General features: G+C 58.9%; 12 protein-coding genes and 1 pseudogene. 9 read left to right on the top strand and 4 right to left on the bottom strand.

Going from position 1 to position 17,144, the window contains the following annotated elements; translation table 11 throughout:
• The first annotated feature begins 67 nt into the window (after positions 1-67).
• Both ACZ5C7_RS01015 and ACZ5C7_RS01010 read left to right on the top strand, forming a co-directional pair.
• A complete protein-coding gene (locus ACZ5C7_RS01015) occupies positions 68-910 on the top strand; it encodes an NAD-dependent epimerase/dehydratase family protein (RefSeq protein WP_464374536.1) in 843 nt (280 codons plus the stop codon).
• 812 nt (positions 911-1,722) lie between these two features.
• Positions 1,723-2,739 carry a Gfo/Idh/MocA family protein gene (locus tag ACZ5C7_RS01010; RefSeq protein ID WP_464374535.1) on the top strand — a complete coding sequence of 339 codons (1,017 nt, stop codon included), beginning with the start codon at positions 1,723-1,725 and terminating at the stop codon, positions 2,737-2,739.
• Positions 2,740-2,881: 142 nt separating this feature from the next.
• Here ACZ5C7_RS01010 and ACZ5C7_RS01005 read toward each other — a convergent pair whose 3' ends face one another.
• Complete coding sequence (locus tag ACZ5C7_RS01005) at positions 2,882-3,097, bottom strand: hypothetical protein (RefSeq protein ID WP_464374534.1); 216 nt, start codon at positions 3,095-3,097, stop codon at positions 2,882-2,884.
• 171 nt (positions 3,098-3,268) lie between these two features.
• On the opposite strand from ACZ5C7_RS01005, the gene ACZ5C7_RS01000 reads away from it, so the two are divergent.
• The 5 genes from ACZ5C7_RS01000 (at position 3,269) to ACZ5C7_RS00980 (ending at position 10,855) form a co-directional block, all read left to right on the top strand.
• Complete coding sequence (locus tag ACZ5C7_RS01000; protein WP_464374533.1) at positions 3,269-5,089, top strand: ABC transporter substrate-binding protein; 1,821 nt, start codon at positions 3,269-3,271, stop codon at positions 5,087-5,089.
• A 418-nt stretch (positions 5,090-5,507) separates the two neighbouring features.
• Positions 5,508-6,503, top strand: a complete 996-nt coding sequence (locus ACZ5C7_RS00995; RefSeq protein WP_464374532.1) for an ABC transporter permease — start codon at positions 5,508-5,510, stop codon at positions 6,501-6,503.
• Positions 6,490-7,551 (top strand): ABC transporter permease, encoded by a 1,062-nt coding sequence (locus ACZ5C7_RS00990; RefSeq protein WP_464374531.1) that lies wholly within the window; start codon positions 6,490-6,492, stop codon positions 7,549-7,551. The genes ACZ5C7_RS00995 and ACZ5C7_RS00990 overlap by 14 nt, the downstream gene beginning before the upstream one ends.
• A 35-nt stretch (positions 7,552-7,586) precedes the next feature.
• Positions 7,587-9,779: an ABC transporter ATP-binding protein gene (locus ACZ5C7_RS00985; RefSeq protein WP_464374775.1), complete on the top strand. Its 2,193-nt coding sequence runs from the start codon at positions 7,587-7,589 to the stop codon at positions 9,777-9,779.
• Between the two features lie 845 nt (positions 9,780-10,624).
• Complete coding sequence (locus ACZ5C7_RS00980; RefSeq protein ID WP_464374530.1) at positions 10,625-10,855, top strand: hypothetical protein; 231 nt, start codon at positions 10,625-10,627, stop codon at positions 10,853-10,855.
• 81 nt (positions 10,856-10,936) lie between these two features.
• On the opposite strand, the pseudogene ACZ5C7_RS00975 reads toward ACZ5C7_RS00980, so the two are convergent.
• Positions 10,937-12,474 (bottom strand): annotated as a pseudogene (locus ACZ5C7_RS00975) (pectate lyase).
• Between the two features lie 141 nt (positions 12,475-12,615).
• Between ACZ5C7_RS00975 and ACZ5C7_RS00970 the strand changes: the two are divergent.
• Both ACZ5C7_RS00970 and ACZ5C7_RS00965 read left to right on the top strand, forming a co-directional pair.
• On the top strand, positions 12,616-14,172 hold the full coding sequence (locus ACZ5C7_RS00970; RefSeq protein WP_464374529.1) for a glycoside hydrolase family 28 protein: 1,557 nt from the start codon (positions 12,616-12,618) through the stop codon (positions 14,170-14,172).
• A 207-nt stretch (positions 14,173-14,379) separates the two neighbouring features.
• A complete protein-coding gene (locus ACZ5C7_RS00965; RefSeq protein ID WP_464374528.1) occupies positions 14,380-14,814 on the top strand; it encodes a PPC domain-containing DNA-binding protein in 435 nt (144 codons plus the stop codon).
• A 261-nt stretch (positions 14,815-15,075) separates the two neighbouring features.
• Here the strand turns inward: ACZ5C7_RS00965 and ACZ5C7_RS00960 are convergent, their stop codons facing one another.
• On the bottom strand, positions 15,076-15,801 hold the full coding sequence (locus ACZ5C7_RS00960; protein ID WP_464374527.1) for a ThuA domain-containing protein: 726 nt from the start codon (positions 15,799-15,801) through the stop codon (positions 15,076-15,078).
• 115 nt (positions 15,802-15,916) lie between these two features.
• Positions 15,917-16,882 carry a dihydrodipicolinate synthase family protein gene (locus tag ACZ5C7_RS00955; RefSeq protein ID WP_464374526.1) on the bottom strand — a complete coding sequence of 322 codons (966 nt, stop codon included), beginning with the start codon at positions 16,880-16,882 and terminating at the stop codon, positions 15,917-15,919.
• Between the last annotated feature and the right edge of the window lie 262 nt (positions 16,883-17,144).

Here is a 17,144-nt window from a genome sequence, read left to right as displayed (position 1 = left end):
CGACTCGCGCGTTGGGAGTGGGAACTGAGCCGCAGTCTATATGGTGACCTGTCACAACCATCCACGCATGGACGTACTAATGACTGGGACGTACGGCCGGTGTGGAACCGCACTCATCGATCACCTTCACGACGACCCGGCGTACGAGTTTACCCACCTGAACCGGTCCGATAGACCCGTCGGTCACGAGTACGGCGGCTACGATACCGTCGTTGCGGATATCGCCGACGGCGAAGCTGTCGAAACAGCAAGTGAGGGACAGGACGTGATGATCCATCTCGCCGGATATCCTTATACAGACGGCACGTGGACCGACGTCCTCGAGCCGAACGTACTCGGAATGGTAAACGCCCTCGAGGCCGCTCGAACGCGCGAACTCGAGACGGTCGTCTTCGGCTCGACGAATCACGTCATGGGGATGTACGAAGTCGAGAACGCTCCCGAACTGTACACCGGGACCGACGTTCCGTTTCGCCTCTCGGCCGACGATCCCGTTCGTCCGGATTCGTACTACGGCGTCTCGAAGAGTTTCGGCGAGGATCTCGGGCGGTACTACGTGGAGAACTTCGAGTATCCAAAGCGATTCCACGCGATCCGTATTTGTAGCGTTCGAATGCCGGAGTACGATCATCCCTACGGCGACGCCGAAGCGGGCGTCGACGACGAAGAATTCGAGAGCGACAGCGAGGAGTACGACCAGCAGGTTGCGCGGATGAAAGCGATGTGGCAGTCCCGCCGCGATTTCGCGCACATGATCGACTGCTGTCTGCAGGCCGAGGAGACCGGGTTCGAAATTTTCAACGGCGTCAGTGATAACGACCGGCGCTGGTACAGCATCGAGAACGCTCGAGCGAAAATCGGGTACGAACCGCGGGACAACGCCGAATCGTGGAGCGCGCCGCCAGAATAGAACGGGGCCAATTGTCGTTCAAACGCCTTCTGACGATGCGGAACACGCGACGACCACAAACAGCATTCGCTACGTGACGGGAGCGCTACACCGTTGTGTCGAACAGTCTGTAAACGGCCGTTCCCACACGAGGAACGAAACGGCTCCTGAAATAGCCCAGAAGACAATCGAACCCCGCTCGGCCCGGTACTACGAGCGGTTTGTCGCCCCCCGTAGACCGATGTGACGCCGGACTGGATCAAACAATACCAACTCACATGGCCGGAGAACTATTTTCGAAGGGTAAAATGGCAGACGCGTTGTCAAACCCGGTCTCGGGGAGCGTGCTAACAGCTGACGAAAACGGCCGATAGAGATGGTCCGCAAACGGCGAGCCGTGCGTTACACACATACAAATGTAATAGACGGAGATTATGGGCCGGTATCCAACAGTTTGGCGACGACCGGACCCTGAACGATTGGATAGGCGGAACGGACTGGCGAAGTGTACCAGCAGTAGAGCACCACAATCACCGACATTTGTCGTATTTTAACAGGTATTTGTGGCGGACTGGTTAGAATTTGAAGGGAGTATGCCAGCCCGTGATCCTCTGACCGAGAAACCGTTCGTTCCCTCCTGCAAAACGTGAAACAGCCGTCGGGAAAGTCTCACTCGCTCGTGGATTCGGCGAGTCCACCGATACTCGAGAGAACCGACGGCTTCGTCGGATCGGTTCCGTTCCTCGATCGATCGATCGCTTCGACCCGAAGCCGGGTTTCGTGTGAATCACCAAAACAAATATACTGCCACCCTATAGTCTAGTAGACGAGGAATGGTAGCGAAAGAACTTCGATACGGTATCGTCGGTTGTGCCGGAATGGGGACGAACCACGCCGATGCCGTCACGGAAACCGACGGGGCGACGCTCGTCGCCTGTGCAGACATCGACGAGGAAAACGCCCGGACGTTCGCAACGCGTTACGGGACGACGTGGTACGACGATCCACTCGAGATGGCTGTCGACGAGGGGTTGGACGCTGTCAGCATCTGTACGCCAAACGGAACACACGCTGAGATCGTGACCGCCCTAGCCGGTGAAGGCGTCGACATCCTCTGTGAAAAGCCACTCGAGGTCACACGCGAGCGTGTCGCTCGAATAGCCGAAACCGTCGACCGCGAGGAGATCACGTTCGGGTGTGTCTTTCAACGGCGAACGTTCGGCGGGCCGCGACTTGCTCGGGACGCGGTGAAAGACGGCCGGTTCGGCGACATCGTTCTCGGGAATGTTCAGGTGAAGTGGCACCGAAAACGGTCGTACTACGAAGACATAGGGTGGCACGGAACGGAGGATCTCGACGGCGGAATCCTTCTCACACAGGCGCTTCACGGAATCGACCTCCTCCAGTGGACATCCGGTGGGATCGACCGAGTCGCCGCTCAGACCGAAACCATACACCACGATATCGACGTTCCGGATACCGTCGTCGCGAGCGTCGAGTTTTCGAACGGCGGATACGGCCAGATTACCGCCACGACCGCGACGTACCCCCAGGAGCCGATGACGCTTCAATTGCACGGAACCGAGGGGTCACTCCGATGGCGTCAGAACGAACTCGAGGCGTTCGAAACCGTCGACGGAACGGGGACCGAGACGCCGACTGAGTTCCACCTGGGACCGGAACATCTCGGGCAGGTCCGGGACTTCGTAAACGCGATTCGGGAAAATAGCGAGCCGATGATCCCGATCGACGAGGCCCGCAAATCACACGATATCGTGTTTGCGATCGAAACAGCAACGGACCGAGGAGAGTGGGTCGATGTCGCAACCATTCGTGACGAGTACCGATAGTTGGTCCCCGATGAGTTGGAATACCGATAGTTGGTCCCCGATGAGTTGGAATACCGATAGCCGATCCCCATCATGTTGGAACGGCCGTCCCAGCTCCGGAACGCGGCGTTCTCTCTTGAGTCAAGAGTCAAAGTGTAATCGATCAGTACTCCGTCGGGGACTGGGCGAACGGGTCCCACTCGAAGTAGAGAATAATAACGCTCGCACAAAATGTGAGAACGATGGGGATGAGCGTCAATTGCGCGACGACGTAGGAGCCGCCACCGGGTTCTACGTACGGGTACGAAAACGCGAGCAGGAGGACGAATAAAATATCGAGCGTAATCATCGTCTTGCAGACGGACTGCATGAATGTCATACGAAACCTTCGCTGTAACTCCTGATAAATGTTAGCACTCCGTAACTGACCCGAATTCGTGAGATGCTCGCCGGGAAAGCTTAGGCACCTACAAGCGAGAGCCAGCGTCACGAGTGGTTCTGTCCTACCACCGAAATGTTTATCATAAAAGACAGCAGATGAATAACCGGAATGGCAAGTGATAACAATCGTATAAGGGGAGCAACGCGACGGAACTTCCTCCGTCTCAGTGCTCTCGGAACCACGGCAATGGTCGCAGGTTGTATGGGTGGCGACGGAATGGGAGACGTTGACGGGGATCGACTCCGCACCGACGACCGAGACTATGCGGCACCGGAAGATCGGCATTTCAACCCGTTCAATCCGACCGGGTCCGCCGCGTGGCACCCCGGACGGATGGTGTTCGACAAAATGGCGATTTATTCGGCTCCAGCCGACGACATCTATCCGGTAATCGTCGAAGATTACAGCAAGCCCGACGAGGATACGCTGGAAGTCGAAATTCGAGACGATTGGCTCTGGCAAAACGGTGATCCGTTCGTCATCGACGACTGGGTCACGCAAGTGCAAATCAATAACGCACTCATTAGCGAGGGGGAGGTCGGAGACGACGAAGAACAGGACGCGGGACCGTTCGTGCAAGATATCGAAGTCGTAGACGACCACTTCGCTCGTCTCACGCTCCGCGATCCGCTGTCGGAACACTTCGCTGCGATCAACGCACTCGCGACGCCACCCGGAGACGCCGATCACGGCGTGTTCACGAAACACGACGACGAGCAGTGGAGCGAATGGCACGATCAAATCGTCAACGGTGACGATAGCGATCGAATGGACGCTATCGAAGAGGTCATCACGACCCCGCATCCGGAGTTAACCGAGGATCCGATCGGAAACGGTCCGTTCCAGGTGAGTGAAATCGGCGACGACGAGATCGTCTGCGAACTATTCGAAGACCACCCGAATGCGGATAACGTCGATTTCAACGAATTCTCGATCCACCACTTCGAAGACCCGATTCAGGCGTACCTCCAGGGCAACATCGATGCGTCACACAGCGGCTGGCCGGTTTCTCCCGATCTGCAGGGACAGATGCCGGATGGGTCGGAACTCATCTCGGAAGATATGGCCCACAACAATCTCATCACGTTCAACTGCGGCTACGACGTCGACGTGTGGGACACACCGTTCGATACCCCCGAAACTCGACAGGCGATCGCTCACGTCTTCGACAAAGAAGGGCTCCGAACGCTGGCCGAGGACACCGAGGTCGAAGTCTTCGAGTATCCGCCGTGTCGCGTCCCACACGGCGCTATCGAAGAAGGCGAAGTTGACGTCGGCGACTTCACCGAGTACGGTCAGAACGATACCGACAGGGCGACGGAACTGCTCGAGGGGGAAGGGTACTCCCTGGATGACGGGACCTGGTACACGCCCGACGGCGACGTGTTCGAGATTACCATCCTGACCGGTATCGATAACGTGGTCATCCAGACGCTCATCGCGAACCTAGAGGAGTTCGGAATCGAGACGGAACAGGAGGAGGTCGACGATGCGACGCTCGACGAACGCCGGATGGCGGGCGAGTACGACATCATTCCGGACGGATCCTCCGCGGACAGTATCTCGGAAATGTGGTCGCTCGATCTCTGGGATTGGATCAGCGATCTCACACACCACAGTCCCGAAATGACCGTACCGATGCCGGTCGGCGATCCGTCGGGTTCGGACGGCGAGGAAACGATTACCCTCGAAGATCACCTCACCGAGTGGCGCATTACCGACGACGACCAGTACCACCGCGAACTCATGTGGGCTTGGAATCAACACATTCCGCAAGTGGAGATGGGCGTCGAGCCCTCGAACGGGGTCATCAATACGGGACACGGCTGGGAACTGGAAGCCGAGCACGGAATCAAACACGGTCTCGATACGGTCCTCTACGACGCGCCGTCGATCACGGAAGGGGGCATAACGTGGAACGAACCGTAACGGTCCACCGGAGACGGAGACCGGCAACGAGTGGTACGGTCTGCTGTAACGGGTTACCGGAGACCGCAGGACGGGTCGCGGACGCTCCGAAAATGACGGATAGCAGACCGTGTGAGTGAACAACGGAGTACAATCGGAAACGAACACCGGGCGACCGAACGAACGCGCCACCACGCTGCTGAATGTCGACAGAATCACGCTACCGGACCCAGCGGAGTCACCGAAACAGTGCAGTTTCGACGACCATACGTGTCAAGGCAAGAATGTCTACCCGAGTACGAATCCAGTTTAGGTATCCAGCACGTAATGTTCCAAGGGGGTTTCGGTTCCGCTCTTCGCTACCGAACAGCCCCCTGCCGATTGTGGTGTGTGGTGAACCCACACATTTATAGTGACTAGCGAGAGTACTTTCTAACGTATGGATTGGAGAGTTCGGCGAATAGGACAGGCACTGTTTACAGTGTGGGGTGTGATAACAATTTCATTCTTACTCGTGCGATTGATGCCGGGAAATCCGATGTCTGCGATGATCGTAGAACTCGAAGAGCAAGGAATTTCGCCGACACAGGCGAGATACCTGGTCGAGTTACGGCTTAACATCGACCCCGAAGAGCCGATTCCGATCGCCTACGTGAACTACGTCGGGTCGATGCTGCAAGGCGATCTTGGGCACTCGATGTACTACGACCGGCCAGTGGTAGAGGTGCTCGCGACCGCGCTTCCGTGGACGTTGTTCGTGCTGAGTTGGGCCGCCTTTATCAGTTTCTTCCTCGGAATCACGCTCGGAGCGTTGATGGCCTACTGGGAGGGTGGCAAGTTCGACCTCGGACTGACCGGATACGCGACGGTCATGGGATCCGTTCCGTTTTACGTTCTCGCCATTTTACTCCTGGTCTTCTTCGGGTATCGATACGGGATCTTCCCGACGGGCGGCAGGCAACCAACCGGCGTCGAACCCGGATTCAACTTGACGTACATACGCGGGGTAATCCACCACGCGGCGTTACCGGTGATATCCATGTTGGTCGTCTCGGGAGCCGCGTCGTTGAGCATGCGAGGGAACAGTATCCGAGTGCTCGGGGAGGATTACCTCCGCGTCGCGCGTCTCAGGGGACTTCCCGATTCGACGATCGCGATCCAGTACGTCGCTCGAAACGCGATCCTCCCGATGTACACCGGACTGATGATCAGCATCGGGAGCATGTTCGGTGGCTCGATTATCCTCGAGGAGGTATTTGCCTATCGGGGGGTCGGATACTACATGATGTCGGCGGTCAATCAACGCGATTATCCGCTCATGATGGGTGCGTTTACGATCATCACGGTCGCCGTCGTCATCGCGTTGCTGATCGCAGATTTGACGTACTCGAAAATTGATCCGCGTGCGGGAGGTGGTGAGAATGAAGGACTCTAGAGAAACCGCGAACGAGGACGAACAGCCAACGGCCGCCGACGGCGGGAGCGTCAATTCGCCGTTCGAGGCGATTTCGGATATCGAAGAGACTCGGCGAGATCGGTACAAAAAGCGCTACGATGAGTACGTCTACGCGCCGTTCTCGATCATCTGGGACGACTGGCGTGCACGCATCGGGCTGGCGATCATCGCGCTGTACATCTTCGTCGGGACGGTCGGCGTCTATCTGGTCGAACCGACCACGAATCTAGACGGATCCGCCTTCATCCAACCGTTCGAAACGTGGGAACACCCGTTCGGAACGGATCGTATGGGCCGTGATTTGTTCGCGGATGTGATACACTCGACTCGTCCGATCCTCATCATGATGGCCTCGGGCGGACTGTTCACGATCACGGTCGGGACGCTCTTCGGAACGATTGCAGGGTACAAGGGCGGGATGACCGACACAGTGTTGAGTTCGATCACCGACGTGTTCATCAACATCCCCGGTCTCCCACTGGTCATCGTGCTCGCGGTCATGTTCGAGCCGGGAAACCCGATACTGGTCGGTATCCTGCTGAGCATCGCCGCGTGGGCCGGACTCGCGAGGGCGATCCGATCGCAGGTCCTCACCATGCGAAAGGAGTCGTTCACCGAAGCGGCGCGGGCGATGGACGTCTCGACGCCGCGAATTATTCGAAAGGATATCCTCCCGCGGCTGATGCCGTACATCGTCATCAACCTGATGAACGCCACTCGAAACATCATCTTCTCGGCGGTCGGGTTGTACTTCCTCGGGGTTCTGCCGTTCGAGGACCAAAACTGGGGAATCACGCTGTACCTAGCCTACGACGCCGGTGCTCACTACCGGCCCGGAGCGCTGCACTGGCTGCTCATCCCGATGATCGCGATTATCGGGATCTCTGTCGGGCTCATACTGCTCGGTCAGTCGCTCGACCGGGTATTCAATCCACGCGTCCGGGCCCGACACAAGAACGGCCAGACCGAGGATACCGGTAGCGAAGACGGCGAGGCGGACAACACCGGAATGATGAAACAAGTCTAACACAGATACCAATGGCTCGAAACGAACGCAGTATGATGGAACAGGGCGCACCGAACGATACTCGAAACACGACGATTAGCGACCCGATACTCGAGGTCCGAAACGCCACGGTCCGGTTCGGTATGGACCGCGGTGAATCGCGGGTTCTCGACGATGTCAGCATCGACATCGAACGAAACGAGATACTCGGCGTGGTCGGAGAAAGCGGCAGCGGAAAGTCGATGTTCGCCTCCGCGTTTCTCGACGCGATCGTCGACCCGGGAACGATAAGCGGTGAGATTACCTATCACCCGGATGCCGGGGGGGAGATCGACATCCTCGATCTCAACAAGAGCGAACTCAACCAGTTCCGATGGGAAGAGATCGCCATGGTGTTTCAGGGTGCGATGAGCTCGTTCAACCCGGTTCGAACCATCAACACCCACTTCGTCGAAACGCTTACCGCACACGGGCATACCGTTTCCGAGGGGATGGACCGCGCACGAACGATCCTCTCGGATCTGTACATGGACCCGGAGCGAGTGCTCCAATCCTATCCCCACGAACTCAGCGGCGGGATGAAACAGCGCGTGTTGATCGCGTTGAGCCTCGTCCTCGAGCCGGAAGTGCTCGTGATGGACGAGCCGACGGCGGCGCTCGATCTGTTGATGCAACGCTCGATCATCTCGCTCATCGAGGATATCAAGGAGAAGTACGACCTGACTATCGTCTTCATCACGCACGACCTCCCGCTGGTCGTCGACCTCGCCGATCGGATCGGCGTGCTCTACGCGTTCGAATTCATCGAGATCGGTCCCGCGGACGAATTACTCGAGGACGCAGCACATCCGTACACGCGGGCGTTGCTCAAGTCGACGCCGAACCTCACCGCCCCCGTCGACGAAATGCAACCGATCGAAGGGAGCGCCCCCGATCCGGTAAACGAACTCTCGGGCTGTTCGTACCACTCGCGGTGTCCGATGGCCGACCAACGGTGCGAAGTCGAGGATCCCGGTCCGTACACCGTCGACACGGATCACGACGTTCACTGTCACTACTGGGAAGACGCGAGCGAGGAGATACCGATGCCGAACGAAGGATCGGGAGCGGATACCGGTAGCGCCGACACCGTCGAACCGTCATTGATTCCATCACAAGAAACTCGGCCTCGATGGGCGGGTGAAGAGCCGGTCGTCTCGTTGAACGACGTCGAAGTCCACTTCGAAGCGACCCAAAACGAGGGGCTGTTGAATCTGTTCACCGACCCGGAAACGGTTCGAGCGGTCGACGGGATTTCGTTCGACATCTACGAGGAGGACGTCGTCGTCCTGGTCGGAGAGAGCGGTTGTGGAAAAACCACCCTCGGTAAGGCGACGGTCGGACTCGAGCGGCCAACCGCCGGCAGTATCGAGTATCGAGGACAGGATATCTGGGCGACAAAAGACGACGGCGGGGAAGTCCCGTTCGAGGATATCCGACAGGCTCTCCAGATCGTCCACCAAGATCCCGGAAACGCGTTGAACTCATACCGGAAAGTGTTCTCGAGCCTCGAGGAGCCCCTCGTCAGGTGGTACGACGAGCTCGACGGAAACGACCGGCGTCAGCGGATTCTCAGCATGCTCGAGCACGTCGGGATGTCACCGCCGGAGGACTATATCGAACGGTATCCACACCAGTTGAGCGGCGGTGAACAACAGCGAGTTGCACTGATTCGAGCGATGTTGATGAATCCGGATGTCATCCTCGCGGACGAACCGGTAAGCGCCCTTGACGTCTCCCTTCGGGTCGAGATGATGGACCTGATGCTCGAGCTACAGGACATGTTCGGCACCTCGTACCTGTTCATCTCACACGATCTCGCCAACGCTCGCTACATCACCGAAAAAACGGACGGGCTCATCGGGGTCGTGTACCTCGGAAAGCTCGTCGAGATCGGCACGCCGGAACAGATCATCAACAATCCGCAACATCCGTACACCAAGGCGCTCTGTTGGGCGACGCCGGAACTAATGACGGAGACGGACCGAACGGGCGAGTCGCCGATGCGCAAGATCGACATTCCGGATCCCACGGACCCGCCCTCGGGCTGTCGATACCACACGCGCTGTCCCGAAGCGAGAGAAGCTTGTCGCGAAGCCGAGCCGGGAATGGTCGACGTATCCGCGGACGAGACCCATCAACGAACCGCCTGTTTCCGAGCCGTCGATGACCACGAGTACTGGACGAGCGATTCCATCGTCGAGGAGTAAGACGGCTATCGGCCGGCACGTCGGTCTGCGCTTTACCCAACCAATTGCTCACGGACCGAGCGACGAACCGCTCTTCTCGAGGTGCGTATTCTCGACAGACGATCGCTTCGTGGTCTCGAAAGAGCGTTCGACAGCGAGAATCACGATGCGCACTACTGATAGAAGACGGGCGAAAACCGTGCTGTTCCCCAGAAGGGAATGTTTCGCAGGTGAAACGAATTTTTCTCACGTGAGACTCGAGTTAAAACGTCTAGTTCTCACGAGGTTCTCATTACGAAAGTGATTGAAAACGACTCTGTGAGAGCACTACGGCCAATCAATTGACCCGGTCGGTGGCCGAATCTATTACACTCATACCTGTGTAAACAGATAGGACAGGTAGTTCCCACAGCGGGAACAGCGGAACGCGATAGGGAATACCGCTCTGGCGAGTGCACTCGTCACGAAAGACATCGACAGCATCCGACGAGAACAAACGACCGATTCGGCTCACGGCGCGGGCACTGATTAGTCGGTGAAAGTCAGTGATTGGCGTTCTTCTTGGGGGAACGAAGATAACCGAAGTCTCACGATTGAAAAAACCCAACAACAGAGGACCTCACGGAACCGACCGATGACGCTACCGCACCCCCTCGTCCTCGAGCGAAAGCCGTACAGGCGGAATCTCGAGACGGCACCGCTCCTCGAGAGAGCCGATCGCCGAGCTTCCAGTCGACGAATCTGAAACGGCCGAAACGACTGCACATCGGACCACACAGCGTGCCGGTACAACACTCGATAGCGCGGTTCCACTCACAACCGGCAGTTTGGGAATGCTTTATGTTCACCGCCACCTTGGTTCCGGTATGGCAATCGAGACGTTCAAAGACTCCGCTCTAGTCGGTACGTTAGGCGAGGGAGTACGGACCGTTCTCAGTTCGGTAACGCTCACGCTCGCCGCCGCAGGAATCTTGCTCATAGCGATCGGATTCGTCATGCAAACCGGTGTTTTGGCCGGGCTGTTACCGATCTGGGGGACGGGATTGGCCGTTGTCGGCTCAACGGCCTACGGGCTGATCTGGTGGTCCAGAAAATAGTCCTCCTCCCATCGGTTAAATCCGCCGGCAACGACCCCAGCACACCGGCTACCCCGTCAGAACATGATCCCAACACACCGGCTAAAATCCGCCTGACGACGATCCGCGGGTCCCAACTGGCGTCGGAAGGCTCGTAGCGTTTTGCCCGTTGCAGACCGCCGCGAGGTGGACCATTGCGAGTGGGACCGAATCGTCGAGCAAAATTCGCCCGTATTCGCCCGTGAACGCGCCCGTATCGTCTCGGAACCGTTCGTCGAGGAGCTGTCCTCCGAGTTCGGTGGCCACCTCGAGAAACGCGGTTCGATCGGTCGCGCGGTACAACTCGAGCATCGCGTACAGCGATTCGTACGCCCGGCAGGCGTCGCCCCGGCCGGTCGCCAGACTCGTCTCCCCGCCGTCACCCTCGAGCGAGCCAATATCCCCGAGTCCGAGACCGCGAGCGATATCGCGGGCGGTTCGCCAGCAACACTCGTCACCGGTGTGTCGAACGGCGGTTGCGTAGGTCCAGAGGAACTCCGGGCCACAGTCGATGGGCTCGACGATCCGACCCTTCGGGCCGAAGTAGCCCTCGCGGCGGATGACGAGCCCCACGAGACTTCGTCCGTCGGTGAGTATCGGGTCGAATTCGTTGTCTACCGGACGGTACGGCCCGCGACGCCACGCGCGGAGTTCTTCTTTCGCCCATCGCGTGAACGCCTCGCCGCGCTCGCCGAGGCGCGCTCCGAGTTCCAACTGCCTACGCTGAACGATCGGTCGCGGTCGAAACAGCGTCCCTTCGTAAACGAGGTGATCGCCGGTGATGTAGGGAGCGAACTGATACTGCGCGCGGTCGCCGCGAATTTCGGGCCCGTTACAGTAACTCGGGTGCTGGCTGAACTGGTAGCCGCTGATCCCCGGATCCTGACGGGTCTGGACGTACCGACGAGCCAGATTCCGGCTCCACCGGAGCGGCGCGTCGTCGTCGGTCCACGCGGCGAGGAGGGCCCCGGCGTAGTAGAGATCGCTTCCCGTATTTACGAACGTGAGCCCGTCGCCCAGAAGAAGACGTCGCCGCCATCGTACGTGTGATCCCACAGCCGACCCACGGGATCGTCCCAGTCCCCGTGGCGGTTGAAGTCGAGTTTCGCCCAGTCGATAACGTGTGCGTTCCAGAACGCCTCGACGAACTGCCTCGTCGCGGACGCATCGACCTCCCTGAGGAAGTCGTAGAACGGATACTCGAACTTGAGTTCGTGGTGCGGTTTTCCGGCGACGATCTCCCCCGCGTCCAGATCGTAAGCGGTGTGACCGCCCCAGTAGAGGAGTCCGACCGAGTCGGTCAATTCGTCGAACGCCCACGCGACGACCGATTCGGCCGCGTCCCGGTACCGTTCGGTATCGGTCAGGGTTGTGAGCGCGACGAGCGCTCGAACGAATTCCTGTTGGACTGCGAGGTTCGACAAACGCCGTCCGTCAGCGACGTCGCGTCCGTCGTACGGGAGCGCCTCGCCAGTATCGGAATCGATCGCATCGGCGAACAGCGGCGCTCGACTCCTCTCAGCCGTCGATCGCGCCTCGAGGACGAAATCCGCGTGTTCGCGGACCGGCTCGAGGAATTCGCTCGGCAGTGGTAGCGACATCTCGTTCGGTCGTGTGAGAGCAACACACTTGGGTGCTTGGCCCGGTGTGATTCGATTCGTCGGGGTATCGATATCGGGGAATCCGCACGGGACGGTTCGCTCGGCACAACGCTTATCAACTCACTCAGAAATAGTCGAACGATGGCAGAAACCCAGCGAGAGCCATACGACGTTCGCGAGTTCGGCGCGACGGGAGACGGAGAAACTCGAGATACCGACGCGATTCAGGCGGCACTCGACGGCTGTGCCGAAACGGGCGGGACGATCCGCTTTCCACCGGGCGAGTATCTGACCGGACCGCTTCGGATCGGCGATCGAACGACCGTTCACCTCGAAAACGGCGCGACGCTGCGATTCGTCGAAGATTTCGACGCCTTTCCGACCGTCGAAAGCCGGTGGGAGGGATGGGACCAATTCGGCTTCCATCCGTGCCTGTTCGTCGCGAACGCCTCGAACGTCGAGATTACGGGTCGCGGAGTGATAGACGGATCGGGCGAACACTGGTGGCAGTATCGAGACCGGCCAGCGGACGAGTATCCCGAACGCCTCAGAGAACGCGTCGCGGAGTTCGACGAACGAAACGACCTGCAGGACGACGTGAGTTCGTTTACACTCCGACCGCCGTTACTCCAGATCTGCGATTCGGAACACGTCAGCGTTTCCGGTGTTACCCTCAAAAATTCTCCGTTCTGGAACACGCACGTCGTCTACTCCGAAGACGTGACGATCACCGACGTCAGGGTAGTAAACCCCGAACACGCGCCCAACGGCGACGGGATCGACATCGACTCCTCGAGAAACGTCCGTATCAGCGATACGTTCATCAACGCGGGCGACGACGCGATCTGTCTCAAGTCGGGAAAAGACGAACAGGGCCGAGCGGTGAGCGAGCCGGCGGAGAACATCGCCATCACCAACTGCACGATCAAACACGGCCACGGCGGCGTCGTTATCGGAAGCGAAACGGCCGGTGACGTTCGTGACGTGACCGTTTCGAACTGTACGTTTACCGATACCGATCGAGGCATTCGAATCAAGTCCCAACGAGGTCGTGGCGGCGTCGTCGAAGACCTGCGTTTCGATACGATCGTCATGCGAGACGTTGCCTGTCCGTTCGTCATCAACGGCTACTACTTCACGCCAATCGACAGCGATCCGGAGCCGGTCGACGAGGGGACGCCGATGGTCAGAAACGTCCACTTCCACAACATCAGCGCTCGAAACGTCGAATCGGCCGGATTCTTCGCCGGCTTGCCGGAGCGGCGGTTCGAGGACATCACGTTCGACGACGTCCGGATCGATGCGACGCGATCGCTCGAGGCAACCGATCTCGATCCCGCGATGGCGGACGACTACGAACAGCGACACGGCTTCTTTTGTAAGTCGATGAGCGACGTGTCGTTTGCGGACGTTCGCGTTCGAGTCCCCGACAACCCGGCGCTCCGATTCGAAGAAACCGATCTGGTGTCCATCGACGGCCTCGAGATCGAGCGAGCGCGAACGAGCGACGAGCCGGCGATCGAGCTCGAGAACGTCGGGGAGACGCGAGTTCGAGGCTGTGTAGCTCCCGCCGGGGACCGGACGTTTCTCGAGGTATCAGGTTCGGACAGCCGCAGGCTCTCGCTCGCCGGGAATCACGGGGACCTTCGGGATACCGTCGATATCGATGCGGAGTGTCCCGAACTCGTCTTCGAATAGGTCGGCGATGAGAAGGATCCAGGGAGAAACAGACCAAACGCGTCGGCGGATCCGACACCGTTTTCGATTCGCGATGTCGGTTTCCGCCTCGAATAATTAGAAGCCCATCGGCGAACGCTTGATCACGGTCACGAATTATCGGCAGAGGCCGTCAACAGTCGAAGCGCTTAAACGCATCCTTGGGAAAATTCCGTCTGGAGCTTTCAAATGAACGTCTCTCAGGCAGACGACGGCCACATATTCGTCCGTCTCGGCTCGGGCGATCTGGTCCTCGAGTCCATCCGCACCGTGTGCGACGAATACGACGTCGATTCCGGCGTCATCGTTTCCGGAATCGCAACGCTTCGAACCCTAACCTATCACTACGTCCCGACCGCTGAGTTCCCGAAAGAACCCGACGAGCGAAACGCGTTCGAAGAACTCGAGGGGGCGTGGGAGGTCGGAACGATCGACGGAGCGATCGCCGACGGCGAGCCCCACCTCCACGTTATTGCGTACAACGGCGACGAGACGGTCGCGGGCCACCTCGAGGACGGAAACGAAGTCCACATCACCTGCGAAATCGTCATCCGGCCCGTCGAGGGTCTCGAAATGACGCGCCGAAAGAACGACATGAACGTGTCCGTGTTACAGGAACGGTAATTCACCAACTGTCGTTCGGGGAGATGGTTCGGATATCGATGCCAGCCTCGGCGTTCACGGCCGGGCGATCAAGGCGATGGCCGATCGAATGCTGACTGCACTCGTAGAACCATCGTGCGTCGATCGATCGCTGGGCTACCGCGTCGACGGAACCGTCGATGAACGATTAGCGTCTTCGGTATAGGCAGTGAGAAACGCATCGTCGTCAAATAGGCGGTGAAAGCCGCGTTATGGTCGGTAAATCGGCGGCGAGGCGGCCGCCTACGGGTCGTCGATCGGCTCGAGCGGTCCGACTTCGCCTCGAACTACGGTCGCACCCGTCGTCGGGGCCGCCCAATCGACGGCGTTCGAGAGTACGCGACGGACCTCGTCCTGAAAGAAGATCGGGTACTCCTCGTGACCCGGCCGAAACGCGAAGATCCGACCGCGTCCCCGCCGATAACAGAGCCCTGAACGAAACACTTCGCCGCCCTCGAACCACGAGATGAAGACGGTCCGATCGGGTTCGGGAACGTCGTACGGCTCGCCGTACATCTCCGTCGATGGAATTTCGAAGTACTCCTCGAGCCCGTCGGCGATCGGGTGTCCGGGGTCGGCGACCCAGATTCGTTCCGTCTCCCCGCCGTGGCGATACTTGATGTTACAGGTCGTGCCCATCAACCGCTCGAACGGCTTCGAGTTCTTCCCAGAGTGGACCGGGACGAACCCCATCCCGTCGTGTACCCGATCGACCACGCGGTCGGCGATTTCGTCGCGCACGTCATCGTTCGCACAGTGAGACCACCAGACGAGCACGTCCGTTTCCTCGAGGATGTCCTCGGCGAGTCCGTGGTCCGGTTCCTGTAACGTCGCCGTTCGGACCTGTCGTTCGGGGGACTCGAGACCGGCGGCGATGGCACCGTGGATACCGTCCGGATACAGCTCACGGACGTGGTTGTCTTCGAGTTCGTGGACGTTCTCGTTCCAGACTGTAACCTGAACTGTCATATGGTGAGTGATCGGCGGAGAACGATAAAAGTGTTCGCCACAACGGTGGGTCCGGCGTTACTTCCACTCACTCTCGGATCAGTCGTTCGCGTTGATCGGCCGACGTACTGGTCGATTACGCGTTGTCGGGAGAGAGCGGATCGAGTGCGTCGAGATCGGCGAGAATTTCTCGGAGTTCCTGGCGTTCCTCCATGTCGATTTGTTGTTGTGGCGGCAACAACGTATCGTGTTCGAAGATACCCTGCATCTCCAACGCGACTTTCGTACGGGCACGGTACCGGCCCTGCGGTTCGCCGAAGATGTGGTTGGTCAGGGGCAACATCTTCTCACGAATCTCCTTCGCACGGTCCATATCGTCGTTTCTAACCGCTCGAAGCTTCTCGACCTGCAGTTCCGGAACCAGATTTCCGTACCCGATGAGGCCGGTCTCCGAGCCGAGGTGGTACGCGTGAGTAAGGAACGTATCGTTGCCCGTCATCATGGTGAAGTCGTCTCGGACGTGATCGAGCGCGCGCACCGTTTCCTCGTAGCGGACCGGGTCGAACGACGCTTCCTTGAACGCGATAACCGAGGGATGCCGACAGATTTCGACGTGTGCGCTGATCGGGATGCCGGAACTACCCCACGTCGGGAACTGGAAGTTGATGAGCGGAATATCCACGGCGTCGGCGACGCGTTCGAAGTGCTCGACGGGCGTCCGGGGATCCTGATTCGCGTAGGTGTCGAGGGGCAATAGCATGACCGCGTCCGCACCGGCATCCTGTGCTTCGCGTGCCATCTCGGCGGCCTGAATCGAGTTCTCGCCGTAGACGCCCGAAAAGACGGGAGTGTCGCCCGCGGCCTCTTTGTGGACGCGAATGACTTCCTGTTTCATCGCTCGAGACAGAAGTTTACACTCACCTGTGTGTGCGTTCGCGATCACCGCGACGATGCCGTCGACCCCGGTCAGGTATTTGACGAGTCGCCGAAGGTCGTCTTCGGCCAGTTCGTACTCGGGTTCCGGCGTCCACGGGGTCGCCGTTGCCGGAATGATTCCACCTGCAATCCGGTCTTTCAGCTCTCGAAAGTTGTCGTTCAACATGCGCTATTTGAGCATCGATGCCGGTCACGAAAAAGATTTGGTTTCTCGCGGCTTGAAGTCGGTCCAAATCGGAGAGCGGCGAACGATACCGTGACTTCGAGCGCGGTCACGAGTGAATATCGTCGACTCGTTCTTCGTCGTACTACGAGCGTTCCGAAGCGCGACATCCACCCGGGCTGGACACCGCCCTCGAGATCGCGATACAGCGGGTTTCGAACGTCTCCGGTCCGAATCACGCATCTTGCGAACGATGGAATGGGCC

Source organism: Halostagnicola alkaliphila, assembly GCF_055379965.1.
Note: the sequence above shows the minus strand (reverse complement) of the source record. Positions and strands in the feature narration are given on the sequence as shown.